General features: G+C 68.3%; 20 protein-coding genes. 6 read left to right on the top strand and 14 right to left on the bottom strand.

Annotated elements, in window-relative coordinates; genetic code table 11:
- Positions 1–79 precede the first annotated feature (79 nt).
- Complete coding sequence (locus O9271_RS14325) at positions 80–2725, top strand: DUF5916 domain-containing protein (protein WP_298271018.1); 2646 nt, start codon at positions 80–82, stop codon at positions 2723–2725.
- A gap of 14 nt (positions 2726–2739) precedes the next feature.
- Entirely contained in the window at positions 2740–3183 is a 444-nt protein-coding gene (locus O9271_RS14320; RefSeq protein WP_298271016.1) for a hypothetical protein, read from the top strand.
- A 62-nt stretch (positions 3184–3245) separates the two neighbouring features.
- Here O9271_RS14320 and O9271_RS14315 read toward each other — a convergent pair whose 3' ends face one another.
- The 4 genes from O9271_RS14315 to murB form a co-directional block, all read right to left on the bottom strand.
- On the bottom strand, positions 3246–4232 hold the full coding sequence (locus O9271_RS14315; RefSeq protein ID WP_298271015.1) for a polysaccharide deacetylase family protein: 987 nt from the start codon (positions 4230–4232) through the stop codon (positions 3246–3248).
- A 219-nt stretch (positions 4233–4451) separates the two neighbouring features.
- Positions 4452–5783 (bottom strand): hypothetical protein, encoded by a 1332-nt coding sequence (locus O9271_RS14310; protein WP_298271012.1) that lies wholly within the window; start codon positions 5781–5783, stop codon positions 4452–4454.
- Positions 5784–5900: 117 nt separating this feature from the next.
- Positions 5901–9647: a TonB-dependent receptor gene (locus O9271_RS14305; protein ID WP_298271010.1), complete on the bottom strand. Its 3747-nt coding sequence runs from the start codon at positions 9645–9647 to the stop codon at positions 5901–5903.
- Between the two features lie 492 nt (positions 9648–10139).
- Complete coding sequence (gene murB / locus O9271_RS14300) at positions 10140–11069, bottom strand: UDP-N-acetylmuramate dehydrogenase (protein WP_298271008.1); 930 nt, start codon at positions 11067–11069, stop codon at positions 10140–10142.
- Between the two features lie 189 nt (positions 11070–11258).
- On the opposite strand from murB, the gene O9271_RS14295 reads away from it, so the two are divergent.
- The 4 genes from O9271_RS14295 to O9271_RS14280 all read left to right on the top strand — a co-directional run bounded on the left by O9271_RS14295 (position 11259) and on the right by O9271_RS14280 (position 16778).
- Positions 11259–12698, top strand: coding sequence for a pitrilysin family protein (locus O9271_RS14295; RefSeq protein ID WP_298271006.1), 1440 nt, complete (start codon positions 11259–11261; stop codon positions 12696–12698).
- Positions 12699–12766: 68 nt separating this feature from the next.
- Positions 12767–14146: a pitrilysin family protein gene (locus tag O9271_RS14290; protein WP_298271004.1), complete on the top strand. Its 1380-nt coding sequence runs from the start codon at positions 12767–12769 to the stop codon at positions 14144–14146.
- A gap of 308 nt (positions 14147–14454) precedes the next feature.
- Positions 14455–15201 (top strand): DUF429 domain-containing protein, encoded by a 747-nt coding sequence (locus O9271_RS14285; RefSeq protein ID WP_298271001.1) that lies wholly within the window; start codon positions 14455–14457, stop codon positions 15199–15201.
- A 65-nt stretch (positions 15202–15266) separates the two neighbouring features.
- The gene (locus O9271_RS14280) at positions 15267–16778 is read left to right on the top strand and encodes a Gfo/Idh/MocA family oxidoreductase (RefSeq protein ID WP_298270999.1); all 1512 of its coding nucleotides are present in this window, start codon (positions 15267–15269) and stop codon (positions 16776–16778) included.
- On the opposite strand, the gene O9271_RS14275 is transcribed toward O9271_RS14280, so the two are convergent.
- The 10 genes from O9271_RS14275 to hisG form a co-directional block, all read right to left on the bottom strand.
- Positions 16775–17422, bottom strand: coding sequence for a DUF892 family protein (locus tag O9271_RS14275; protein WP_298270997.1), 648 nt, complete (start codon positions 17420–17422; stop codon positions 16775–16777). The genes O9271_RS14280 and O9271_RS14275 overlap by 4 nt on opposite strands.
- Positions 17423–17591: 169 nt before the next feature.
- Positions 17592–18215 carry a bifunctional phosphoribosyl-AMP cyclohydrolase/phosphoribosyl-ATP diphosphatase HisIE gene (hisIE, locus tag O9271_RS14270; protein WP_298270995.1) on the bottom strand — a complete coding sequence of 208 codons (624 nt, stop codon included), beginning with the start codon at positions 18213–18215 and terminating at the stop codon, positions 17592–17594.
- Positions 18215–18997, bottom strand: a complete 783-nt coding sequence (locus O9271_RS14265; RefSeq protein WP_298270993.1) for an inositol monophosphatase family protein — start codon at positions 18995–18997, stop codon at positions 18215–18217. The genes hisIE and O9271_RS14265 overlap by 1 nt, the downstream gene beginning before the upstream one ends.
- A complete protein-coding gene (hisF, locus tag O9271_RS14260) occupies positions 18994–19767 on the bottom strand; it encodes an imidazole glycerol phosphate synthase subunit HisF (RefSeq protein WP_298270991.1) in 774 nt (257 codons plus the stop codon). The genes O9271_RS14265 and hisF overlap by 4 nt, the downstream gene beginning before the upstream one ends.
- Before the next feature lies 1 nt (position 19768).
- Entirely contained in the window at positions 19769–20317 is a 549-nt protein-coding gene (locus O9271_RS14255) for an imidazoleglycerol-phosphate dehydratase (RefSeq protein WP_298270989.1), read from the bottom strand.
- Positions 20314–21027 (bottom strand): 1-(5-phosphoribosyl)-5-[(5-phosphoribosylamino)methylideneamino]imidazole-4-carboxamide isomerase, encoded by a 714-nt coding sequence (gene hisA / locus O9271_RS14250; RefSeq protein WP_298270988.1) that lies wholly within the window; start codon positions 21025–21027, stop codon positions 20314–20316. Before hisA ends, O9271_RS14255 begins: the two co-directional genes overlap by 4 nt.
- Positions 21024–21656 carry an imidazole glycerol phosphate synthase subunit HisH gene (hisH, locus tag O9271_RS14245; protein WP_298270985.1) on the bottom strand — a complete coding sequence of 211 codons (633 nt, stop codon included), beginning with the start codon at positions 21654–21656 and terminating at the stop codon, positions 21024–21026. Before hisH ends, hisA begins: the two co-directional genes overlap by 4 nt.
- Entirely contained in the window at positions 21653–22723 is a 1071-nt protein-coding gene (locus O9271_RS14240) for a histidinol-phosphate transaminase (protein ID WP_298270982.1), read from the bottom strand. Before O9271_RS14240 ends, hisH begins: the two co-directional genes overlap by 4 nt.
- Complete coding sequence (gene hisD, locus O9271_RS14235) at positions 22720–24189, bottom strand: histidinol dehydrogenase (RefSeq protein ID WP_298270979.1); 1470 nt, start codon at positions 24187–24189, stop codon at positions 22720–22722. The genes O9271_RS14240 and hisD overlap by 4 nt, the downstream gene beginning before the upstream one ends.
- Positions 24186–25064: an ATP phosphoribosyltransferase gene (hisG, locus tag O9271_RS14230; RefSeq protein WP_298270976.1), complete on the bottom strand. Its 879-nt coding sequence runs from the start codon at positions 25062–25064 to the stop codon at positions 24186–24188. The genes hisD and hisG overlap by 4 nt, the downstream gene beginning before the upstream one ends.
- Between the last annotated feature and the right edge of the window lie 241 nt (positions 25065–25305).

The raw sequence follows: 25305 nt of genomic DNA, 5'->3' as shown, positions 1-25305 counted from the left end.
CTCCCCGGTACCCCCGACGTCCTCCTCCCGTTGCCGTCACGTATCACCGGCGGGGCATGATTATCCTTCCCGGATGTTCATGTCCCGCTTTTCGTTCGCGGTGGCCCTGTGGTGCGCCGCGACCGCCTCGGCCGTGTCGGCCCAGCCCACCATGCGCGCGCAGTGGCTGCCCGCGCCCATCACCCTCGACGGGAAGCTCGACGAACCCGTGTGGCGCAACGCGGCGCCGGCCACCGGCTTCGTGCAGCGCGTGCCAGCAAATGGCGAGAAGGCCTCGCAGCGCAGTGACGTGTGGGTGGCGTACGATGCCGACGCCCTGTACGTGGGCGTGCGCAACTTCGACACGGCGCCCGACAGCATTGCGCAGCAGCTCGGACGCCGTGATGCCGACGACATCTACTCCGACTGGTTCTTTCTGGGCCTCGACAGCTACGGCGACCGGCGCACCGCCTTCGTCTTCGGGGTCAACCCGCGCGGCGTCCTGCGCGACGTCTACCTGTTCAACGACACCGAGGCCGACGACTCGTGGGATGCCGTGTGGAACGTGGCCGCGCGCGTCGACAGCGCCGGGTGGACGGCCGAGTTCCGCATTCCGCTGTCGCAGCTGCGCTATGACGTGAACGGGGCCGTGGGGGCGGTGCGCCCGTGGGGGGTGAACTTCTCTCGTGAGATCGCGCGCCTTGGCGAGGAGGCGCTCTGGTCGCCGGCGCCGGCCAATGCCCCCGGATTCGTCTCCCGTTTCGGGACGCTCACCGGGCTCGACTCGCTGCGGCCGCCGTCGCGCACGGAGTTCATTCCCTACGTGCGCGCGCAGGTGGAAACGCAGCCACCAGGGGGGCGCAACCGCTTCGCGCCGGCGCAGGAGCTGGCCGGCGCGGTGGGGGGCGACCTGCGCGTGAAGCTGCCGCAGTCGCTCACTCTCACCGCCACCCTCAACCCCGACTTCGGCCAGGTGGAGGCCGATCCGGCGGTGGTCAACCTTACCGCGTTCGAGGTCTTCTTTCAGGAGCGGCGTCCCTTTTTCCTCGAGAACGCCGACGGCTTTGCCTTCGGGGAAACGCGCACGAGCAACTCCAACGATCCGCCCAGCTTCTTCTACAGCCGGCGCATTGGCCGCGCGCCGCAGCGACGCCCGGCTGGCGACGACATCGTGGCCGTGGGGATCAATGCGCAAACCCCCATCGCCGGTGCCTTCAAGCTGTCGGGTACCACGCCCTCGGGGTGGCAGATCGGGGTGCTCAACGCCACCACCCCGCATGAGCACGCCGAGGTTCTGCGCAGCAACGGCCGTGTGACGCGAGAAGGGGTGGAGCCGCTTTCCAACTATCATGTGTCGCGCCTCCGCCGGTTGCTCAACGGCGGCAATACCGGTGTGGGAGCCTTCCTCTCCGATACGCGGCGGGTACTGGACGATTCGCTGCTCGCCGCGCGTGTGGCCTCGAGCGCCACGGTCGCCGGTGTGGACTGGGAGCACGCGTGGCGCAATCGCACGTATACCATCAGCGGCGTCCTGTCCTACAGTCAGGTGCGCGGCAACGAGGCGGTGCTGCAGCGCCTGCAGCGCGCCAACTACCGCAGCTTTCAGCGGCCCGATGCCACGCATCTCACCTTCGACCCCTCGCGCACGGCGCTGGGTGGGCACTACGCGGCGCTCTCCCTCGCCAAGACCGCCGGTGACCGCGTGCTGGGCAGCGTCACCTACGAGGAAACGAGCCCGGGGTTCGAAGTGAACGACCTCGGGTTCCAGGTGCGCTCCGACTTCCGCACGGTGAGTACGGCGCTGCAGTATCGCAATCCGTTCATCAACCGTTGGTCGCGTGCCTGGTCGATCGGCACCTTCAGCACCTTTGCCGACAACTTCGGCGGCGATCAGGTGGAACAGCGATACGCGCTCTTCGGCGAAGTCACGCTGCTCAACTTCTGGGAGCTATCGGTGCGCAATTCGGTGTCACCGCAAACCCTCAACGACCGCCTGCTGCGCGGCGGACCACTGGCGGTGCGCCCGCGCTCGCTCGATCAGGGGCTCGAACTCACCACCGACTCGCGCAAGCCCATTATCCTGTCGCTGGAGCTCGGGCGCAGCACCGATGTGGCGGGGCGTCGCCAGGTGAGTGTGGAAACGGAACTCGACTGGCGGCCGCTGCCGCAGCTGCGGCTGCGCCTCGGCCCCGAATACTCGACCGCGCGCGCCGTCGATCAGTACGTGCAACGTGCGCTCGATCCGCGTGCGGTCGCGACCTTCGGCGCGCGGTATGTCTTCGCCAACGTGCAGCAGCGTGAGGCGCGGCTCAACACGCGGCTCGACTGGACCTTTTCGCCCTGGCTGTCGCTGCAGCTGTTCCTGCAGCCGTTCGCCTCGGCCGGACAGTTCTCCCGGTTCAAGGAGTTCACCACGCCGCGCGCCTTCCAGTTTGCCGAGTACGGCGTGGATGCGGGGCAGGTCACGACGGTGAGCGGCGGGCAACGGGTGGACCCCGACGGCACGGGGCCATCCCCGGCCTTCTTCGTGCCCACGCAGGATTTCACCGTGCGGGCGCTGCGTGGCAATGCGGTGCTGCGGTGGGAGTACCAGCCAGGCTCGTCGCTCTTCTTCGTCTGGTCGCAGCAGCGCGAGGTCGATCTCGACGTGGCCAACTTCGGTGTCGCCAATCAGGTGGGTCGTGCCTTCGCCGACCCGGGGCGCCACGTCTTTCTCATCAAGTATTCGAAATGGATCGGGCGATGATGCACCGGAACACGATGCTCCTGACTCTCGTCCTGTCGGTCGCCGGCTGCTCCGGAGGGCGCGACGCGGCACCACCCGCGGCCGACAGCGCGGTCGCGCGCGCGGCGCCACGCCTCTCCGCCATTCCCACGCTGCCCAAGGTGGGGCCCGTGGAAATCGACAGCGGTCCGCCGGTGCGTCTCGACCGCACGGCCCAGGGGGGGCGCGTGGTGATGTTTCCCGATTCGGGCGATCAGATCAATGCGTTGCAGCCGCCGGTGCTGACTACGAGCAACGGCCGGCGCCTCGCGTTTCGAGGGGCGGCCGTGACCAACGACAGCGCGTACTTCGTGGGAGAGGTGATGTTGCCACTGGTCCCCGATGACCTGCCGCTCGAGGGAACGCTGGTGACCAGCTACTGCCGATCGGGCGAGAAACTCTGCCGGACGGCGCGGCGCGTGGTGCGCTTCACCCCGTAGGCGCACCGCGCCGCGCCGCAGTGCCTACTTCAGGCGCGCGCGGTGCCTACCACCCGTGTCGATCACAGCGACAGGGGGTACCCCATGACGCGTCGGCTCATGACACTGAGATCGGCACGGAAGACGAGGCGCGGCAGGCGCAACGGATCGGCGTGGACCGCGACGCGGCCCCGGGACGTCGTGACGGCCACGGGCACACCAAGGGCACCCAGCAGCGCCACCTCGCGCGCGCTGAAATCGTGCGGCGCGCCATTGGGGTACGCAAACGTGGTGACCGGACGCCCCACCAGTGCCTGCACGGTCCGTACGGATTCCGTGATTTCCCACCGGGCGACGGCGGCACTGCAGCGACTGAGTATGGGGTGCGTGACGGTGTGCGCGCCGAATTGGACCCCTTCCGCGGCCAACTGCTCGACCTGGGCGGGCTCCAACGCGCGATACGGCGCCGAGGGCGCCTCGGTGGCATCGACGCCTGCCTGCTGGGCGAGGTCTGCCAGCAGCGCCCGACGCTCGTCGTCGGGTACCAGCTTGAGGGCGCCACGCAACAATCGGCCGGTGCGCCGTCGGCGCTCGGGGTCCGTGAGCTCCACGCGCATTCCCACGAGATCGATATCTACGTGCGGGCGGGGCAATCGACTCAGGGCATGGTCCAGGTAATCCCACCAAAACCACTGTTGTTCGACGACCGGTCCGGTGGTCAGGAACAGGGTCACGGGGCAGCGGAGTGCCTTGAACATTGGCCACCCGTGGGTCGCGAAGTCTGCATAGCCGTCGTCCACCGTCACGGCCACGGCCGGCCCGCCCAACGGCGCGCCCGACAGGAGATCGTCGAGCGCCACGAAGCGTACGCCCCGTGCTGACAACACCCGGATGATGTGGCCAACGGTATCGACCGAATCGCCCGTCCACGCATCACCGGGGCGGACGAACCGGTGCAGACACCAGATTGATCGGGGCTGGAGGCCCACGGTGTTCGCCACGGCTGCCCCGACCCCGCTGCCTGCCATCCGCGATACCGCCCGCAGCGCGGCTCGGTACAGTGACGACACGCCCATCACCAGCCCCCGCTGTGGTACATCATGCACGGCGTGGCGCCCGGGAGGAACCGGTGCGCGACATCGCGCTGCGCAGTCGCGGGGGGCAAGGACCAGAAGGTCATGAAGGCAATGGAAAACGACGGATCAACGGATGTAATGGATGACGACCGTGCGGGGATGCGGGCAACCGCACGACGCCCGCCCCCATGTATGAAGGCCCCCCAGGGCGGCTCACTTCACGCGGGCGCGCTCGATGACGGTGGAGGTGCCGTCCCGCTTGCCCAGATAAACTACGCCACCGGGGCCGAAGCCCAGTACCTGGCGCCCCTCGGGGACGAGCACGCGTTCGGTGACTTCCCCCTTGCCGTTGATCACGTCGTACACGCTGCCGGCCGGCTGCGGCTTGGTGGGAATGGTGAGGACCCACAGATTGCCGTCGGCATCGGCTCGGGTACTGGTGGCGAAGAAGGGCGGCTGGTAGTCGGGCAATTCACTCGGTGAGACGACGTTGATCTTGGGCGGGGTGACCTGCGGCGCGCGCACGGGACCACCGGCACCCGCTGGCCCGCCATCGGCGCGAATCATCACCTGCACGCGCGGTGCCCCGCCGCCTGCCCCCCCGCCCATCATGCTGCCGAACGCCGTGGCCATGGCCGCACCCTGCCCGGGATTCGCGGCCGCCTGCTGGTCCAGGAGCGTCTTTACCGAATCCACGAGCTTCGCCTTGTCTTCATCGGTGAGGCGCTTCCAATCGAACGCCATCTTGGGCGACGAACGCCGCGTACCGTTGGCCTCGACCCAATCCACGTGATAGTCGCGCCCGCGCACGAAGGCCACGTCGCCGTTGGGGAGTACCGCCCATTCATCCACCACCGGCAGCGGATTCACCTCGATCGACACGTTCATCTTGCCGTCGTCGGTACGGGTGATGGTGGGCAGCGAGCGGGGCGTCTTGACGAAGCCCACCGTATCCACCACGCGCGTTTGCAGATTCACGCGCGTCACGGCCATGGTGTCGGGGATACCGGACATCTGCGGTGTGCCGTTCACGATGTTCATGCGGATGTTGGGCATGCCGCGATACACCAGATGGCCCGTGCTGTAGAAGGCGCCGGCGCCCAGGCCCCCCGCCGCCAGCATCATGGCGTCCTGCGCGCGGGGCACCGACATGACACGCTGCACGATGCCGTCGGCGTCGATGACCAGCATGCTCAGCGACTGGGCATCCACGAACAACGTGGAGTCGCCGCGAAAGGCAATGAGGCTGGCCATGCCACCGCCGTACGCATTGGGATTGCCGGGGGTGGTGTCGGCCACGACCTTCACGATGGCGAGCGTGGAGTCGAGGAGCAGCACACGCCGTGCGCTGATGTCGTTCACCAGCAGGCGCCCGCCCGGGAGTGCGCGTACGTTGGTGATGGTCCCGAGCGAGTCCTTCGTGGCGGCGGCGACGGGGCCGAGCGGGCGGATGGGGGGGCGGGAGGTCGAGCTGCCGGGCTGGGCGTGAGCGGTGGTGAGCGCGTTGGTCAGCGCGAGTGTGGCCGTGGCGAAGAGGCGTTTCATCGGTGGGTTGGTTCAGGAAGCAGGAGGCAGGGGGTAGGGAGCAGGGGGCAGGGAGCCGGGAGCCGGGAGCCTGCTGCCTGCCGCCTGCCACCCGCCCCCTGCTTCTTTGCCGTTGGGTTATTGCCGCATGATGATCGTCTGCGCGCCGCCGCCCATGCCGCCGGCCATCATCATGCCGCCGCCCATGAGGCCGGCGCCGCCGCCACCGGCGGTGCCGGAGCGAATGGTCTTGAGATAGCGATCGTCGAGCGCCAGCGCGATGAATTGCGGCAGCTGGCGCCGCTGCGCTGGCGTGAGCAACCGCTTCACCTGCGGCGCATAGCCGCGCAGGATATCGATACTGGCCTCGCGCGCGCGCACATACTGATAATAGATGCGCTCCTTGTCGTAGCCGTCGGGGAGCGCTGCGAACTGCGTCGCAATGGGCGACCAGATGGAGTCGAGCCGCACCAGATACCGGCGGTTCATCGTGGCGATGGCATCGGCCTGGTCGGCACTCAACTTGAGGGTATCCTGGTCGCGCAGGATCGTGGCCAGCGGGTTGGGCACGCCACCGTTGCCGAACTGCGCCTTGATCGTGGCCGCGTTGACCTTGACCCCCTCGGTGCGCCGGCCGCGATCGAGCGCCTGCGTGAGCACCTGCCGCTCGCGGGTGGGACCAATGTCGTAGCGCAGCTGCGCGGTCACGGTAACGGGGGCGCGGAATTGCTGGAATTGCGGATTGGTGGCGGCAAAGCGCTCGTTCACCTCGTACCGGTAGCGCCGTGTGACCGGATCGAAGCCGCGCACGTACAGCAGCGACTGATCGAGGAACGGCTGCTGCCCCCAGCCGCGCAGATTCTTCTGCCCGTGCAGCAGCAGGTCGGCGGCGCCGATGGGGTTGGCCACGTTGAGCGTCAGATTCATGCGCTGCGGTAGCCGCAGCTTGAGCGGATTGAAGCCGATGCTGAGATTCGCGCTGCTCACCCACGGCCCCTGGCAGCTGTTGCGTGCCGCCAGCGTGCCGAGCTGCCGGGCGAGACACTGCCGTGCCACACGCGATCCGTTCTCCAGCAGCGCGCGCATGCCGCTCGCCACCAGCGGATCGCCCGCCGTGGCCGGGTCGAAGACGAAGGCGCGGTCGTTGGCGAAGCCGTCGCCGTTCACGTCGCCACCAATGGTGGGTGTGAGGGGCGTCCCCGACCGGAACTGCCCGAACCAGCCGATGCGCACGAGGTCGAAGGCGTTCCAGTTGAACGTATAGGTAATCTGATGCCGCGAGTCGAACCCGGCCCGCGACCAGTCCACCGCGAACGGGTCGCCAGCGGTGCTGGTGAAGCCGCGGAACTGCTCTCGCACGTTGCCGTAGGTGTAGCTGGCACTCCAGCCGAAGTTGGTGCTGAAGGTCATGGGCGAAAGACGCAGGCTCAGCTGCCCCGTACGCGACCGCAGGTCGCTCACCTGTTCGGTGACACGCTGATACTGCGGCACCACCCGACCGTCGCCGGCGGCGATGCCCCCGGTGAGCGGGACAATGCTGGACGCCTGCACGAACACGGGGCGCCCGCCTTCGTTGTCGAGCGCGAAGCGCGTGGTGCCGGCGAAGTTGCGGTCGATGAAGCTCTGCTGCTGCGTATTGAGCGACCAGGTGGCGTCGAGGCTGGCGTTGAGTCGGTTCCACAACACCGGCCCGCTCCACGACAGATTCGAGCGCACGCTGCGCGAGGGGGCAAAGCCACCGCCGAACAGTGTCACGTTGGGCGCGCCCACCGCGAACACCGATCCCGTGCTGCCATCGGCGCAGCGGTTCGGGATACGGCCGACGCTGGTGTACGCCGTCCAGTCGGGCGTGGGCACGGCCCCGCCCACACACGCCAGCTGCTGAATGGCACTCGGCAGCCCCGTGTTGTCGATCGCGCTCCCGATGAGGGTGGGCTGCGGCGAATTCTGAAAGACGCCAATGCCCCCGCGCACCACGGCGCGTGGCCCGCGGAAGGCGCCCTCGAAGGCCCCGATCTGCGGCCCGGTGCCGTATTGCCAGGAGAAGCCGATGCGCGGGCTCACGAACACGCCATTGGGAACGCGATCGTTGCGCACCCCCAGCCGCTCCTCGAGCACCAGGTTGCGCGCCGGTGTGTCGAGAAAACGATTGGCGTCGACACGCACACCGTACTGTACCTGCAGCGTGGGCGAATGACGATACGAATCGCCCAGCGACAGCGCGCCAATGAGCACGCTCGCGTCACGTTCCCGCGGCGACAGCGTGCGCGTATACGACAGCGGCAGCCCCGCCTGCAGATCGGCGAGCGAGTTGTAGGTGAACGTACCGAGCCGGTTGATCGTCTGGTCCTGCGCGGAACCTTCGTGACGCACTTCCGTGCCCAGCTTGAGCCGGTGCTTGTTGTTGCCACTGAACCACGACAGCGTGTTCATGGCCATGGCCGAGGTGGTGCGCTGCGTGGTGTTGAGGAACTGATTGCCGCCAAAGCTGAGCAGCTGCACGCCGCTCGTGCCATCGGCGAACGCGGAGTTCACCCGCACGCGACCGGCGGGGAGATCGAGATACGGATCGCCGGTGGCGTTGGAGGCGTTGAGGCCGGCACTCGTTTCGGTGAGCACCCCCACTGACCGCAGGGTGAAGTACCCGCTGTGCCGGGCCTGCACCCCGCCGGTCCAGTTGACGCGTTCCGCGCCAGTATTGGGGAGTGCGGTGGTCAGCGGGGTGAAGGCGGGGTTCTGGCGGTTCCAGTTGGCGTTGACCGTGAGATTGTACGCCGCGCCGCTGGCGCTCGATGGGGGCGCCACATCGATGGCGGCGAGGACCGAACCCTGGTCGGTGAGGCGACTGCCGGGAACGCCGCCGCTGGTGATGGGCACCTGGTTTCTGCCGAGAATGCCCAGCAGCCGCGACACCGAGTCGGCGGCCACGCCGCTGGCCTTGAGTCCTTCGCTGGAGGTGTTGAGCAGCGTCTGCAGGTCGTTGCTGCGCCGCCCCAGCTGATACGACAGGGAGTAGAACGCCTTGTCGAAGACGAGCGGACCCGACACGGTGCCCCCCAGCGAGGCGTTGGTGAACTGCTGCCCCGTGGCGCGCGCCGCGGCGTCGGTCCATTGCAGCGCCGGGTTGTCACCCACGAAGCTGAGGCCGCGGTTGCTGAAGTTGGTGCCGCTGCGGGTGCGCAGCTGGAACTGTCCGCCGCTGAAGCCACCGCGCGACACATCGTAGGGCGAGGTGGCGAGCGAGCTGAACACGCCGGCGTCGCGCGGTAGTCCGGCACCGCCGAACATCATGCCGTTGAGGGTCGTGTTGTTCTGGTCGGCGCCGAGGCCCAGCACCGAGAAACCGTTGGCCCCGCCCTCCTGTCCGGGTACCAGCTGCACGCCGGGGAGCGTGGCCGCGAGCGCCGCGAGATCCGTCATCTGGTCGGGCGGCAGCGCGTTGAGGTTGCTGATGGTCCGCTCCGTGCCACCCACGTCCTGGGACAGCTCGCCGCGCGACACGCGCTGGCGGTCGGCGGTGACTTTCATGGCATCGAGCACCGTGCCGACCTTGCTGAGTTTCGCATCGGCCAGCAGCACGTCTTCATCGGCCGCGCGCCTCACCTCGAAACGCTTCTGGGCGTACCCGACCGCGGCGACCGTGACCATGTAGTCGCCATCGCCATTGGGAAAGGTGATGGTGAAGCGGCCGGTCCGATCGGTGCGAGCGGTGCGATTGACGTTGCCCGAGAGCGAGGTGACCAGAATGGACACGTTCTCGAGCGGTTCGTTGGTTTCGCCGGTGATGCGGCCGCGAATGACATCGACCTGCTGGGCGCGCGCCACCGGCGCCGTCAGGGCGAACAGGGTAAGCAGCAACGTGACGAACGCGAAACGATGGGGCACGTCGGGAATGTCGAGGGTATGGTCTGTCCATGCTACGGGCGAGGGCAGACAACCGTTTCGACACGAGGGGGAAAGGTTGGGTTGCCGCCCCCGGCGCCGTGGAACGACGCGGGGGGGACGACGCGCGATCGACGACGCGTTGGCGGGGACGTGTTGGCACCAACGCGTTGGCAGGAACGCATCTGCGAGGACGCGGGAGAAACGCAGGCGCGTACGCTGGCACGGACGCGGGTGGGGACGCGGGGCAACTACGGGCGCGACGAGCCTTCGGCCGTCGCGGGGGCGTGGTTGCGATGCGCCCCCGCCCGCGTGGGTGCCTGCGTGGGTGCCTGCGTGGGTGCCTGCGCTCCTCTGCGTCCCTGCCAACGCGTCCCCGCCAACGCGTCGTCGATCGCGCGTCGTCCCCTCGCGCGTCGTCCCCTCGCGCGTCGTCCCCTCGCGCGTCGTCCCCTCGCGCGTCGTTCACCCGCGCCGTCGGCCAGCGCACGAACGTCAGAACTCGCCGATGAAACCGATTTCCGGCTTGAGTTCGTACCCGAACTTGTCCTGTACCGCGCGCTGTGCGTGGGCAATGAGCGCTCGCACCTCGGCCGCGGTGGCGTGGCCGAGATTCACCATGATGTTCGCGTGAATGTGCGAAATCTGGGCGTCGCCCACGCGGAATCCCTTGAGACCGCACTGGTCGATGAGCCGACCGGCACCCACGCCGTCGATCTTCTGGAAGATCGAGCCGGCACTGGGATGGATGCCCAGCCAGGGATGGCGGGACCCGCGCCAGCTCAGGTTCTCCTGCAGGATCTGGTGCAGACGGAACGGATCGCCGGCGGTGAGTTGCAGGCGGGCGCTCAGCACCACGTCGCGGCGGTGGTGGAACACCGTGTCGTCATAGCCGAACTGGATGTAGCTCGCGTCCACCACCCGACGCTCCCCTTCCTGCGACAGGATCTCGCAGTCCAGGAACACGTCGCTGATGAACATCGTGCGTTCACGCTCCGGCGCGGGCGACAGAAAGTGCAGGTTCTGCCAGAGCGCGCCCCCTACGGTGCTGGGAATGCCGATGTAGTGCTCGAGCCCCGACCAGCCGTCACGAACCGTTTCGAGCACGAGGTCCTGTACCACGGCTCCGCTTTCGCTCCACAGCACCCCGTCCGGGCCGATGCGGTGCGCCACGGCGCGATTGCGAATGACGAACCCACGGAAGCCCCGGTCGCCAATGAGCACGTTGGCGCCCAGCCCCAGAACGAACCAGGGCAGGTCGGCCTCGCGCGCCGCGGTGATGGCGGCGGCGAGATCATCGGCCGACGTGGCGTCGTAGAGCCAATCGGCGGGGCCGCCGATCTGGAAGGTGGTGTACGGCGCAAGCGGCGCGTTCGGCCAGAGGCGCGACGCGTCGAGGGTCGACAGGGCGGCAGGGACGGTCATCGGTCGGATGGGGGGCGGCAGGACGGCCGGACGCCAAGTTAGTCATCGGTGTCCACACGTGCACGAGGCGGCACCGGCTCCTGTCGCCAGCAACCGTCCGCCGGCGGACCTCGTTAATCTCCCGTGGGGTAGTGCTCGCCACCCCGCTGCGGGGCCGCCCCGTGGTTCGTGCTCTCCTCCCTCCTGTCCATGCGCGTTCGGTCTCTTCGTCGCCTCCGTCCGCTGTTGTTGCGCGCCGCCCTGGCGCTTGCCACGGGGGCTGCCCTGCCGGCTACGCCGGCCACCATGCACGCCCAGTCCCGGGCCGAGCTGGAGAAGGTGCTGCGCCGCAAGGTGCTGACCAATGGCATGGAAGTCATCGTCGTGGAGAATCACGGGGTGCCCATTGCCACGCTCGAAATCAATGTGCGCAACGGCGCCTTCACGCAGCCGCCGGAGTATGCGGGGCTCGCGCACATGTACGAGCACATGTTCTTCAAGGCCAACAAGGACCTGCCCGACGCGCAGGCGTTCAACGACCGCGCCGGCGAGCTGGGGGCGGTGTTCAACGGCACCACGCAGGAAGAACGGGTGAACTACTACCTCACGCTGCCGGCCGACTCGGTGGCGGGCGGGCTCCGCTTCCTCGCGAGTGCCCTCATCAATCCGCTGTTCCGCGAGGATGAGCTGGCGCGGGAGAAGGAAGTGGTCCTCGGCGAGTACGACCGCAACGAAGCGCAGCCTGGCTTCCGATTCCAGCAGCAGGCCAACGAGCTGCTCTATCCGGGGCAGGGAAGCCGCAAGAACACCATCGGTGACCGCACGGTCATCGCGAATGTCACGCCGGCGCAGATGCGCACCATCCAGCGCAAGTACTACGTGCCGAACAACTGCGCCCTCATCGTCACCGGTGATGTGGACCCCGAGCGCATCTTCGCGCTGGCCGAGCAGGTGTTCGGCGCGTGGCCGCGTGGTGCCGATCCGTTCGTCGCCGATCCCATTCCCCCCATTCCGCCGCTCGACGGCAACAAGGCCCAGATCAGCGAGGAGCCGATCAACGCCGTGGCCGTCCTGCTGCAGTGGCAGGGGCCAAGTGTGGGGAAGGACCCCGGCGCCACCTTCGCCGCCGACGTGTTCAGCGATGTGCTCAACACCCCAGGCAGCACCTTCCAGAAGAATCTCGTGGACTCCGGACTCTGGCTGGGGGTGGGAGTGAACTACTACACGCTCAACCAGGTGGGGCCCATCTCGATCAGCGGGCAGACCACCCCCGACAAGTTCCGCGCGGCCATGGCCGCCCTGGAGCGCGAGATCGCGCGCTTCAGCGACCCCACGTACGTCTTGTCGCGTGAGCTGGAAGCGGTGAAGGCGCAGCGGGCCGTGTCGAGCGCCTTCGGCATCGAGAAGGCCAGCGAAATCGCCCACACGATCGGCTTCTGGTGGAGCGTGGCCAGTCTTGACTACTTCATGAGCTACACCGATCGCATGGCCCAGCAGCGCATCACCGATCTCATGCGGTACACCGGCACGTATATCGTGGGCAAGCCGCGCGTGACGAACGTGCTGCTGTCGGGTGAGGCCCGGCGCGCGATCGGACTGACCGAAGCGGAGTTGCTGAAGCCGTTTGCGAAGTCGGGGGTGAAGCCGTGAGCACTGCAACTACGCAAACGGCTCGGCGCTGGCGCCCGTTCGGGGTTGAGGGTCGTGTGTCGAGAGTCGTGAGTGGATGCATTCCCCTCCTGCTGGCGGCGAGTACCGCGCTGGAGGCGCAGGCGACACGCGCGCCGGCGAAACGGCCGGTGGCGCGGCCTGCCGCTGCCAAGCCGGTGGAGCCGCCCTCGTCGCCAGCCATCATGGGCGACGATTCGCTCACCATGAAGTTCGAGGTGAGCGGCATTCCGGTGATCCTGCGGCGCGTCATGGCCAACAATGTCGTGGCGGCGAACCTCTACCTGCTCGGCGGTGCGCGACAGCTTACGCCGGCCACGCAGGGGATTGAACTGATGCTGCTCGAAACGAGCGAGCGTGGTACGAAGAAGTATCCGCGTGATCTGCTGCGCTCCAAGATGGCGGCGCTGGGCAGTGCGATCGGCGTAGGCGCCGGCGCCGACTTCACGAGTGTGGGACTGCGTGCCACCACCACGGGTTTCGACAGCACGTGGGCCATCATGGCCGACCGCATCATGGCCCCGCGCCTCGAAGCGGCCGACGTGGAGTTCGTGCGCGAGCAGTTCGTGACGGCCGTGAGCCAGCGCAAGGACAGCCCCGACGCCCTGCTCGACTTCCTGGCCGACAGCATGGCGTTCTCCGGCCATCCGTATGCGCTCGAGCCCACGGGCACCGAATCCTCGCTCAAGAACATCACCGCGGCGCAGCTTCGTGAGTATCAGGTCACGCAGATGGTCACGTCGCGCATGATGCTGGTGGTGGTGGGCAACGTGTCGCGCAGCAAGGTGGAGCGGCTCGTACGCGAAACCATCGGGCGCCTCCCACGTGGCACGTACGCGTGGAGTCTCCCCGACCCGCCGGCCGATCTCCCCGGCGGCTACGTGGTGGAGAAGCGACAGCTGCCCACCAACTATCTGCAGGGCTACTTCCACGGCCCCAAGGCCACGAGCAACGATTACGCCGCCCTGCGTCTTGCCTGTGCGGTGCTGTCGGGGCGTCTCTTCGGCGAAGTGCGGCAGCGTCGCAACCTGTCGTATTCGGTGAACGCGCCGTTCGTGGAGCGGGCCTTCTCCCTCGGCGGGCTGTACGTCACTACCACGCAGCCAGACGAAGTACTCACCATCATGCTGCAGCAGGTGAAGGCGCTGCAGGATGGCATCATCACGCAGGAAGGGCTCGAGCAGCTGGTGCAGCAGTTCATCGTCACCTACTTCCTCGACAACGAAACGAACGCCGACCAGGCCAACATGCTCGCGCGCGCCGAGCTGTATCAGGGCGACTTCCGGCGCGCGAATCGCTTCGTGCAGGAGCTGCGCGCCGTGAAGCCCGAGGACATCCAGCGTGCGGCGCGCACCTACATGCGTAAGGTGCGCTGGGCCTACGTGGGCGACCCGGCCAAGGTCACGCCGGCGCGGCTGCTGCGCTTCTGAGCAAGAGGCCCTGGGGCGAGCGGCACGGCGCATGGACCGCTGGCTCGTGGTGCGTGGTGCGTGGTGCGTGGTGCGGAGGGCACTGCGTGATCACGGAGATCACCGAGGTGGTGGAGAAAAGAGGAGACTTGCCACAACGAATGCGGGACTGCCTTTACGTGAGGCGCTCCGTTCACCGGACGAACTCCATGTGACGTGGCTCACTCTCGCCCCATTCATGGAGCTGTCCGAATGAACGCGGTGCTCCGTGCCCTCCACCACCTCGGTGCTCACCGTGATCACGCGTTTCCCCCCGCCCCCGACCGAAGGTGACGCGCGTTCTCTCCGTCGATCTGGCCTACAAGCGCCATCGTGACATCGGCGTCGTGCTGCTCGACGCCAGCGACGCCGGCATCGACGCGACCATCGTTGACGCATCGCTCGCCGACCCGCCGCACGCGCACACGCTGGCCGACTGGCTGCATGCGCTCGCCGCACGGCACCACGTGGCCGGCATCGCCATCGACGGGCCACTCGGCTGGAAGGCCCCCGGCACCGATGCCCCGCATTGCCGAGTGAGCGAGAAGGCGGTGCGCGCGCCGGGGAAGACAGGGTTGCCGCCCGACGGCGTGAAGCCGCGCGGCTATCTCGCGTTCACCGAGTTCTCCATTTCGCTCTTCGAGCGATTCACCTCACGGTACGGGTACGCGCTGCCGGGCAGCGGGCACGCTGCGCCCGAGAAACAGGGCGCAATCGGCGATCGGGCGGCGCGCTTCGTCACGGAAACCTTTCCCACGGCGGCGTGGCGCAGTCTGGGCCTCGTGCCGGTGCCGGGGAAGGGGCGGACCACGCCCGACGCGCTGCGCGATGCCACCGCCCGGCTCATGGCGCGCGTGCCGATTCGTCTGGATCGTACCCCCACGCACGACCAGCTGCAGGCGGTCGTCGGCGGCCTTGCCCCGCTCGCGTGGGCGCAGGGCGACATCGAGCGCGTCACGCTCGCCGGACTGCCGCCCCATCGCCTCGACGGATGCTGGCGCGAAGGCTATATCATGATCCCGAGCCTGCGGTACTGACGCCTCCGGCGAAGTCCGCGCCCCGCCACCTGCTTCCTGCCACCTGTTTCCCACCCCATCTGACAATGTCCGAGACGTTCTCCCGTCGCGATTTCGTCGGCACGACTGCCACCCTGGCCATGGGTGCCATGATCGTGCCGCGCCACGTACTGGGCGGCCAGGGGTACCGCGCACCGAGCGATACCCTCAACATCGCCTGCGTCGGCATCGGTGGCATGGGCATGAGCAACATGTCGCAGATGCTCACCGAGAACATCGTGGCCGTGTGCGACGTGGACTTCCCGTTCGTGGAGCGCTCGCTGCAGGGGCGCCTCAAGCCCCGCGAAGGCCAGCCTACCGCGCAGAACGTGCAGCTGGGGGAGGCGTACACCAAGGCCGCCAAGTACACCGACTTCCGGCAGATGCTGGAGAAGCAGAAGGACATCGACGCGGTGCTCATTGCCACGCCCGATCATCTGCATGCCACCATTGCCCTGGCGGCGATGTCGCTGGGGAAGCACGTGTACGTGCAGAAGCCGCTCGCGTATTCGGTGCACGAGTGCCGACTGTTGGCGCGCAAGGCGGCGGAGAACCCCAAGCTGGCCACGCAGATGGGCAACCAGGGGCACTCCATGGACGGCTCGCATCGCGTGACCGAGATCGTGCGCTCCGGTGTGCTGGGCAAGGTGCACGAGGTGCACGTGTGGACCGATCGCCCGGTACGCTACTGGGCGCAGGGCATTCCGCGTCCGCGTGTGGCGGGCGCCGCCGTGCTCAACACCAACCCGCGCCCGCAGTGGAACATGGGGACGGTGGACAACGCCGTGCGCGCGGCCATGGCCAGCAATGATCACTCGCCCCCGGAGGGATTCAACTGGGATCTCTTCCTCGGACCGGCACCGGAAATTCCGTATCATCCGGCCTATCATCCGTTCGCGTGGCGTGGCTGGCTCGACTTCGGCGTCGGCGCCATCGGCGACATGGGGGCCCACCTCATCGACCAGGCGTACACGGCGCTCGAGCTCACGTATCCCACCAGCATCACCGCCAGCTCGAGTCCGTGGGGCGGCGGGGCGCAGAACCCCGCCACCTACCCGCTGGCCATGACGGCACAGTTCGAGTATCCCGCGGTGGGCAAGCGCGGACCGGTGGATCTCTACTGGTACGATGGCGGACTGCTGCCGCCGCGTCCGGCCATGCTCCCCGATGATGCGCCCATCTCCAACCCCGGCAGCGACGGCGGCGGCGCGATGATCGTGGGCGACAAGGGCCTGCTCATCCACGAAACCTACGGCAACCGTCCACGCATCTACCCCGAGGGCACCGCCAAGCGTGCCGAAGCGGTGGCCAAGACCATGCCGCGCATCACGGTGTCGCACGAGCAGAACTGGATTCAGGCCGCCAAGGGACAGGCACAGACCAGCTCGCCCTTCTCGCAGGCGGCCCCGCTGACCGAAACGATGCTGCTGGGCATTGCCGCGCTGCGCGCTGGTCAGGGACGCAAGGTGTTGTACGATGCCGCCAACATGAAGTTCACCAATGCGCCCGAGGCCAATCCGTTCCTCACGCGCGCCTACCGCAAGGGGTGGGAACTCTAGGCTGAACCGTGGGTGCGGTCGATCGTGGGTTCCGCTACCTCGCGTGACGGAGGCCGGTGCACCTCCTGCTCCCCTTGGCGCGCCTCATGCCCCAACGGCCGTGGCCGGGGGTCGGGCGCGACGAGACGCTCGCTGCGTTCGGCATAGCGGCCAACGTCCACCGCCATGCGGTTCACGTGCTGCTCCGCGATTCGCGTGAGCACGGCGTTGGTGCGCTGCTCCTCGTCGCGCGACTGTTCGAGCAATCGCGCGATGGGCGAGTGCCCCAGCATCCGGGCATGCGCGATGACCGTCCCGTAGGTGGCCATTTCGTAGTGTGCCACCCGCTGCAGCGCGGCGATGAGCGCCGCATCACGCACCACATCGGATCCCTCGGCAGCGATGAGGTCGATGGCCTCATCGAGCAAGCCCAGCATCGCGCGCGACTTCCGCCCCGTGCCGCGCACACCGAGGAGGTTGAAGACCTCCTCGAGACGCACGATCTGCTGCTCGGTTTCCTCGAGATGATGACGCAGCGCGTCGCGCAACGCCGGCGTTCGCGCCGCCTTGCCCAGCCGCGGCAAGGTCTTGGCGATCTGCAGTTCGGCGTGGTACAGGTCGCGGAGTTCGTCGAGCAACAGGTCGTACAGCGATTCGAGTCCCATTACCCGGGCCCTCGCTGGCTGGCGCCGTGGGTCACTGCCTCGCCTGGCAACGCCGGCCGTCCCTCGCCCTGCTGAGGCAGGTTGGTGCGCATCAGATCCTCCGGGTCATCGTGCACCACGGCGGTGTGCATCGATCGTGCCCAGAGGCGTCACTGCCACCCGGTGCTCGTCAGCGCGCTCTCGACGCGAGCACGGCACGCACATCATCGAGTGTCCCGCCCACGGCGCGCAGCGCCACCAGAGCGTGATACACGAGATCGGCCGTCTCCTCGACGGCGCGCGCGCGGTCGAGATCGACACACGCGGTGGCCAGCTCCACCGCTTCTTCCCCGAGCTTCTTGAGCCGCAGGTTGCGGTCGGCCAGCAGTTTCTGTGTATAGCTGGGCTGCTCGCCGTCCGCCGCCGGCGCGGCCGCGCGCTGGGCAATGATGACGTCGAGGGTCGACAGCGCATCGCTGGCGAGTGCGGTTTCGCGGAAGCAGGAGGTGGTTCCATCGTGACAGGCAGGCCCGGCCGGTACGACACGCGCCAGAACCGCATCACGGTCGCAGTCGGCCGTGAGCGACACGACCTGCTGCACGTTGCCGCTGGTGCCGCCCTTGTGCCACAACCCGCGACTGCGCGAGCGGTAGTGCATCTCGCCGGTACGCAGCGTCTCTTCGAGCGCCTCGCGGTCGGCGTGGGCCACCATGAGCACCACACCGGTGCCGGCGTCTTGCGTCACGACCGTGACGAGCCCCTGGCCCTTGGTGAAGTCGAGGGCATCGAGATCGAGGAGCGTGCGCGTGGTCATCAGTGATTTGGGGTTTCGAGCAGGAAACGGCGCGTCGCGTTGGCCAGCGCCGCGTTGGTCGCAATGACATCACCACCGAACGCGGTGTCTTGCCCACGCCAGTCGCTGAAGCGGCCACCCGCCTCGGTGATGATGGGGTGCAGCGCCGCCGAGTCCCACGGGTTCATGATGTCGTCCACCATGATCTCCGCGCGGCCGGTGGCCACGAGCAGGTAGCCGTAGCAATCGCCCCACGTACGGCATACGGCCACCTCCGCCGCCAGCGCGTTCCAGGGATCGCGGCGGTGCGGCCGCTCGAGAAAGCGGCTGTCGGTGATCAGGGCCGTGGCGGTACGCAACGTGCCGGTGGTGGAGACGCTCGCCCGTGCCCCGTTCCACCAGCACCCTTCACCAGGGGCAGCCGATACCGTTTCGCCAACGGCCGGATAGCAGGCCGCACCCGCCAGCACGGTCTCCCCTTCGCAGCAGGCCACCAGTGTCCCCCACAGGGGCACGCCGCGCACGAAGGCCTTGGTGCCGTCGATCGGATCGAAGATCCACCGCCGCGTGGCGTGCGGGCGGACGTCGTCGAATTCCTCGCCCAACAGGCCATCGTGCGGAAAGCGGGCCTCGATCCATGCGCGTGCCTCGCGCTCGGCCTCACGATCGGCAATGGTGACCGGCGAGCCGTCCGCCTTGGTCTCCACCGCCACCCCGGCGCCATACCAGCGCATGGCCACGCGCGCGGCATACTCGGCCACTTCGGTGGCCGCCTGCAGCAGGGACTGCGAGCGCTCGCTCATGGCGTCACCATGGCGTCACGCACCACCAGTCCGGCGTCGCGCATGACCGCCTTGAGCGCGTGCACGGTGGTGAGGCCGTCGTGCAGGATGCCCGCCACGAGCACGGCGTCGGCGCCTGCCAGCTGCACGGCATCCACCAGGTGCGCCGCCGTGCCGGCACCGCCCGAGGCAATGACGGGCACATGCACCGCGTCGGCCACGGCGCGGGTAATTTCGAGATCGTACCCCGTGCGGGCCCCATCACGGTCGATGCTCGTGAGGAGGATCTCTCCTGCGCCACGCGCGACACATTCCTGCGCCCATGCCACGGCCTCGAGCGGCGTTTCCTCGCGTCCGCCCTTCACCCACACCTTGTAGACCCCGTCGGCGTTCTTCTTCGCGTCAATGCTCGCCACCACGCACTGCGCGCCGAACCGCTCGGCGGCAGCCGTCAGCACCTCGGGGTTCGAAACCGCTGCCGAATTGAGCGACACCTTGTCGGCGCCGGCGCGCAGGGCGCGCGCCACATCGTCCGCGGTACGCACCCCACCACCAATGGTGAGTGGAATGAACAGACGCTCCGCGGTACGACGCGCCACATCCAGCAGGGTCGCGCGCTCCTCGGCACTGGCCGAGATGTCGAGGAAGGTGATCTCGTCGGCGCCTTCGAGCTCGTACCGCCCCGACAGCGCCACCGGATCGCCCACGTCACGCAGCCCCACGAAGTTCACCCCCTTCACCACACGTCCGCCCTTCACGTCCAGGCAGACGATCACACGACGGGTGAGCATCTCAAGCCTGTCCGGTGATCTCGAGCTTCACGGAGCCCTTGGTGCTGAACACCGCGCCGGTCTCCACGAGCGCCTCGCGCAGCGCGAAGCCCAGCGCCTTGAACGCCGCTTCCACGATGTGGTGCTTGTCGGTGCCGCGCAGTACGCGCACGTGCAGCGTGGCCTTCGCGTTGTCGGCGAAGGAGCGCATGAAGTGGTCGTAGATGCCGCTGGGGAGCGGGCCGCGGTAGTACGGGCGACCACCCATGTCGATCACCACCTGCACCAGGGCGTCGTCCATGGGCACGGTGCGCTCGCCGTAGCGCGCACAGTTGGCCGGGGTGTGCGCGGCGAACGCGGCGCCGAGAGCAATCGCCACATCCTCGATGAGATGATGCCGCAGGTCGCCCTTGGCGCGGATGTCGAACGACACCCCCGCATACTTCGACAGCGCCACCAGCATGTGGTCGAGGAACGGCTCGGTCGTTTCGATCGTCGGCAGCGTCACCGACGGCTCGTTGAGGGCAATGCGGATCTGCGTTTCCTTCGATTCCCGTACCACGACGGTCATGCGCCAAACTCCTCAGCGAGACGGCGCGAGTCGATCGCGCCTGTGTACAGTGCCATGCCCAGCACCGCGCCGGCCAGGCCGCGGTGCTCGAGCGCCCGCATGTCTTCCAGGCTGGTCACGCCGCCCGAGGCGAACACCGGCCACGCGCACGCCTCCGTCACGTCTTCCATGAGCGGGAGGTCCGTGCCCTGCATCTTGCCTTCCAGGTGCACCGCGGTGACGAGCACGCCGGCCAGCGGGAGCCCCGACAGCTCCTCCACGAAGTCCAGGACGTTGACGCGCGACGTCTCCGCCCATCCCTTGGTGACCACGTACCGTTCGCGCACATCGGCCGCCACGATGAGCCGCCCGGGGAAGCGACCTGCCATCTCGGTGCGCCAGTCTTCGTCCTCCACGGCCCGCGTCCCCACCACCACCCACTGGGCCCCATCGTCCAGGAGGCGCTCGATGCAGGCTTCGTCGCGCACGCCGCCCCCCACCTGCACCGGCACGCCCGCGGTGCGCAGGATCTCGCGAATTACCTCGTCGTTGCGTCCGCGCCCGGTCGCCGCGTCGAGATCCACCACGTGCAACCGGTTGAACCCCTCGCGCACCCAATCACGCGCCACGGCCACGGGATCGTCGAGTCGCACCTTCTCCGCGTCGTAGTCGCCACCCACGAGTTGCACGCACTTGCCGCCTCGCAGGTCCACGGCGGGTACAGCGATCATACGGGAGTCCTCACGGAAGACGCGAAGTCGAGGAACGCGCGCACGAAGGCCACGCCCCGTGCACTCGACTTCTCGGGATGGAACTGCGTGCCGATCACGTTGGCGCGGCGCACCGCTGCGGGAAACCGATCCCCTTCATGCTCGCTCCACGCCGTCACGAACGCCTCGCCCTCGGCCGTGGGGCGACCAACATAGGAATTGGCATAGTAGGCTACGTCGAGCCCGGACGCCTGCAGCAACGGATCGCGGACCTCGTGGAGCCGATTCCAGCCGATCTGCGGCACCCGTTCGGCGGTGAGTTTTGCCACGCGACCGGGAACGAGGCACAATCCCTCGCCCGGGCCCTCGTCGCTGGCGTCGAACAGCAGCTGCATGCCGAGACAGATGCCAAGTGCCGGCAATCCGCCGAGCAATGCCTCACGCATGGCCGCGCGGCCTGGTGCCAGGCGCTCGGCCGCCGGCGCGAACGCCCCCACACCGGGCAGCACCAACGCATCGGTATCGCGCACGGCCGCTGCCGGGTCGGTCTCGACACGCACGGTTGCACCACCGGCTTCGATGGCCTTGATCAGTGAGTGCAGGTTGCCGGCTCCGTAATCGAAGACGGTGACGCGCAGTACATCAGTCATGATGCATGCCCGTAGATGTCGGCGGTGGCGTCATCGAACGCCTCCAGAAAACGTTGTACCAGATCCCACGGTCCCACACTGACGCGCAGCGTATCGCCTACATGCGGCAGCGCCGGGAACGGACGGGCCGCCACCCCACGCGCCCGCAGGGCCTGGCCCACGTCCACTGCGCGCGCCACCGGTACGCAGACGTAATTCGCGTGAGATTCGAGTGGCGCATACCCGCGATCGCGCAGCGCCGTGGCGAGACGTTCGCGATTCTGCACCGCCAACGCGACGTGTTCCTGCACCCAGTGCATATCGTGGCGCAGGGCGGCCAGCGCCATCTGCTCCGCCACGCTGTTGAGCTTGTAGGGGCCGCGGCTCTTCTCCACATCACGCACCAGCGGCGCGGCGCCGATGCCGTATCCCAGCCGCAGGCCGGCCAGGCCGAACGCCTTCGACATGGTCCGAATCACCAGCAGGTTGTCCACGCGCCTGGCCAGCTCGACTGCCGACACGCCACTGAACTCCGCGTACGCCTCATCGACGAACACCACGCCCGGCGCCTCCCGCACGGCACGCTCGAGGGTCTCGCGCTGCAGCAGCGCGCCAGTGGGGTTGTTGGGCGAGCACAGATACAGAATGCGCGGCTTGGCCGCGAGCAAGGCGTCGAGGTCGGGCTGATGATCGGCGCGTTCCGTCACGCCCACATACTGCAGCCCGTTCATCTGCGCGAAGATGGGAATCATGGCGAAGCTCGGCTCGCTGCTGGCCACCACGCTCCCGGGTTCGCCGAAGGCCCGCATGGCGCTGTCGAGAATGTCGTCGGAGCCGCAGCCGGTCACGATGCATTCCGGTGTGGCCCCCACGAACCTCGCGAGTTCCTCCTTGAGCTCCGCCGCGTAGAGCGACGGATAGCGCGTTACCCGCGATACCGCGAGCTCGCGCAGCGTACGCTCGGCCGTGGGCGGAAGCCCCCACAGGTTCGTATTGTCGGTGAGATCGAGATCCACCGGCGTGCGCTTGGGGTCGTAGAGCGGCACGGCGTCGTACAACGCGCGGGCGAAGGCGAGGCGGTCGGTCATGGCTCTGACCCCAGCTCTGACCCCAGCTCTGACCCCAGCTCTGACCCCAGCTCTGACCCCAGCTCTGACCCCAGCTCTGACCCCAGCTCTGACCCCAACTCTGACCCCAGCTCTGACCCCGGGAAGGCCGGGAAGGTTGGGGGGGCCCAGGCGCGGGCGGCGGCGGCGTGTGCCGGCAGTCCCTCGGCGTCGGCAAAGCGCCCCACGTCTTCGCTCAGTGATGCCGCGGCGGCCGGCGTGACCTGCTGCCACGTGGTCCAGCGCACGAAGTCGAGGGTGCTGAGCCCCGAGTAGCTGCGCCCCGCACCGGCGGTGGGCAGTACGTGGTTGGCCCCTGTCATGTAGTCGCCGTAGGCCACGCTGCTCGACGCGCCCACAAAGATGGTGCCGGCGCTGCGCAGCGCCGCGAGCGTGCGGTCGCGCACCGCGTCGCGCACCACCAGCAGCAGGTGCTCCGCGGCCCATTCGTTGGTGAACACGATGGCCTCGTCGAGCGATGACACCGTGACGATTGCGCCCCGCTCACGTAGCGACTGCATCACCACCTCGGCGCGGGGCGCCACCGCGATCTGCGCTGCCAGCGCGTCGCGCACGCGCGACGCCAGGTTGTCCACGTCATCGCCCGCCAGCACCGCAATCACGGCCGCGTCGGGATCGTGTTCCGCCTGCGCCAGCATCTCGCGCGCCATGGCCTCGGCGTTGGCCGACGCATCGGCCAGCACGAGCAGCTCACTCGGCCCGGCTGGCGAGTCGATGGCCACGCTGTTCACGAGTTGCAGCTTGGCCTCGGCCACGTACGCGTTGCCCGGACCCATGATGCGATCCACGCGCGGCACGCTCGTGGTGCCGAGCGCCATGGCGGCGACGGCGCCGGCGCCGCCGAGCGCGAACACCCGGTCCACATTGGCCAGCGCGGCCGCGGCGAGTACGACCGGTGATGGCATGCCATCGGGGCCCGGCGGCGAGCAGACGATCACCTCTTGTACGCCGGCCACGCGCGCGGGAACGGCGCCCATGAGCAGCGAACTGGGGTAGGCGGCGCGTCCGCCGGGCGCGTAGATCCCCACGCGCTGCAGCGGGTCCGGCCGGCGCCCCACCGTGATGCCGGGTTCGGGGGAGCAGACGGTCTCCACGGGGCGAAACGCCGCGTGCACGGCGGCGATGTTCCGTGCGGCACGCTCGAGGGACACACGCAACGCGGGGTCGAGTGATTCGAGCGCGGCGTCCCACGCGCGGCGCGGTACCTCGAGGGAGGTGAGCGTCACGCGGTCGAAGTCGCGGGCGAACTGGAACAGCGCGTCGTCACCACGCTCGCGTACCTGGGCGATGAGGGCGGCGGTGCGTTCGCGCACGCTGCCGTCGGTCGTGGACGAGCGGTCCACGATGGCACGACGCGTGGGTGCATCGAGTGACGCCAGCGCCCCGAACGCCCGTAACTGCACGGAGGCTTCCACCGACGCGGTCACGGCACGAGCCTCTCGATGCGGGTGACGAGAATGCCCTCGCCACCGAGCGCACGCAGCTGCGAAATGGTGCGATAGATGGTCGCGGCGCTCACGACGGCGTGCACCGCCACGTACTGACTCGACTCGGCAATTTCGATGACCGTGGGGCCGTTGAGCCCCGGCAGCACGTCGCGCACCTGGGCGAGTGCCTTGCGTGGGACGTTCGCCATGAGGTAGCGCTGGCTGCGCGCGCGAATCACGCTGGCAAGGGCCACGACCAGATCATCGAGCTCCTGCCGGCGATCGGGGTCACCGTTGCGCGGCCCGCCTTCGGCGGTGATGAGGTGCGCGCTCGAGCGCAGGACGGTTTCGATCTCGCGCAGGCCATTCACGCGCAGGGTACTGCCGGTGGAGGTGAGATCCACGACCACATCGGCGATGCCCAGGTGCGGCGCGATCTCGGCGGCTCCCGACACCGGGACCACATCCACCGGTCGGCCGGCCTGTGCAAAGAAGCGGCGGGTGATGTTGGGAAAGACGGTCGCCACACGCATGCGCTCCCCATCCTTGCCGATGTCGGCCACCGAGCGAATGCCCGAGTCCTCCCGCGCGGCCACGACGAGGCGGCACCGGCCGAAGCCGAGGTCGAGGTGGGAGGTGAGCGGGCGTCCCGATTCGTTCACGAGGTCCCAGCCGGTCACGCCCACATCGGCCGCGCCGTCGGCCACGAACTCCGGAATGTCCTGGGCGCGCACGAAGATGGCTTCGAACTCCCCGCCGAGGGAGGCGGTGAGGGCGCGTTCGCCGGACGAGCGGACTTCGAGTCCGGCGTCATTGAAGAGCTCGCGGGTGTCTTCGGAGAGGCGCCCCTTGTTGGGGAGGGCGATACGTAGCATCGGGCCTTCTATTGATGGGAAAACGGAACGGGATGTCCCGGTGGGCAACAAAAAAGGCCCGTCCGGAGGGGACGGGCCGCAGGTCGCTGTACGCTGGGGAGCGGAGTGCTTACCCCATTACGCACGAAGCGCCCCGACCCGTCGGGCCGTGGCTGTGGTGCGCATGATGGTGGGTGGTACGGAGCGATTGCATAGACTCGGCACGGTAGCGGTCTTGGGGGATGGCGTCAAGTCTGGTTGC

Origin of the sequence: Gemmatimonas sp. (genome assembly GCF_027531815.1) — a bacterium.
Lineage (GTDB): Bacteria > Gemmatimonadota > Gemmatimonadetes > Gemmatimonadales > Gemmatimonadaceae > Gemmatimonas.
This window is presented reverse-complemented; position numbering and strand designations above follow the sequence as displayed.

Bases quoted from the DNA above. Each gene is read 5' to 3' on its own strand.
- O9271_RS14325 (WP_298271018.1), top strand. From the start codon at position 80: ATGTCCCGCTTTTCGTTCGCGGTGGCCCTGTGGTGCGCCGCGACCGCC.
- O9271_RS14320 (WP_298271016.1), top strand. From the start codon at position 2,740: ATGCTCCTGACTCTCGTCCTGTCGGTCGCCGGCTGCTCCGGAGGGCGC.
- O9271_RS14310 (WP_298271012.1), bottom strand. From the start codon at position 5,783: ATGAAACGCCTCTTCGCCACGGCCACACTCGCGCTGACCAACGCGCTC.
- murB (WP_298271008.1), bottom strand. From the start codon at position 11,069: ATGACCGTCCCTGCCGCCCTGTCGACCCTCGACGCGTCGCGCCTCTGG.
- O9271_RS14295 (WP_298271006.1), top strand. From the start codon at position 11,259: ATGCGCGTTCGGTCTCTTCGTCGCCTCCGTCCGCTGTTGTTGCGCGCC.
- O9271_RS14280 (WP_298270999.1), top strand. From the start codon at position 15,267: ATGTCCGAGACGTTCTCCCGTCGCGATTTCGTCGGCACGACTGCCACC.
- O9271_RS14275 (WP_298270997.1), bottom strand. From the start codon at position 17,422: ATGGGACTCGAATCGCTGTACGACCTGTTGCTCGACGAACTCCGCGAC.
- hisIE (WP_298270995.1), bottom strand. From the start codon at position 18,215: ATGACCACGCGCACGCTCCTCGATCTCGATGCCCTCGACTTCACCAAG.
- O9271_RS14265 (WP_298270993.1), bottom strand. From the start codon at position 18,997: ATGAGCGAGCGCTCGCAGTCCCTGCTGCAGGCGGCCACCGAAGTGGCC.
- hisF (WP_298270991.1), bottom strand. From the start codon at position 19,767: ATGCTCACCCGTCGTGTGATCGTCTGCCTGGACGTGAAGGGCGGACGT.
- O9271_RS14255 (WP_298270989.1), bottom strand. From the start codon at position 20,317: ATGACCGTCGTGGTACGGGAATCGAAGGAAACGCAGATCCGCATTGCC.
- hisA (WP_298270988.1), bottom strand. From the start codon at position 21,027: ATGATCGCTGTACCCGCCGTGGACCTGCGAGGCGGCAAGTGCGTGCAA.
- hisH (WP_298270985.1), bottom strand. From the start codon at position 21,656: ATGACTGATGTACTGCGCGTCACCGTCTTCGATTACGGAGCCGGCAAC.
- O9271_RS14240 (WP_298270982.1), bottom strand. From the start codon at position 22,723: ATGACCGACCGCCTCGCCTTCGCCCGCGCGTTGTACGACGCCGTGCCG.
- hisG (WP_298270976.1), bottom strand. From the start codon at position 25,064: ATGCTACGTATCGCCCTCCCCAACAAGGGGCGCCTCTCCGAAGACACC.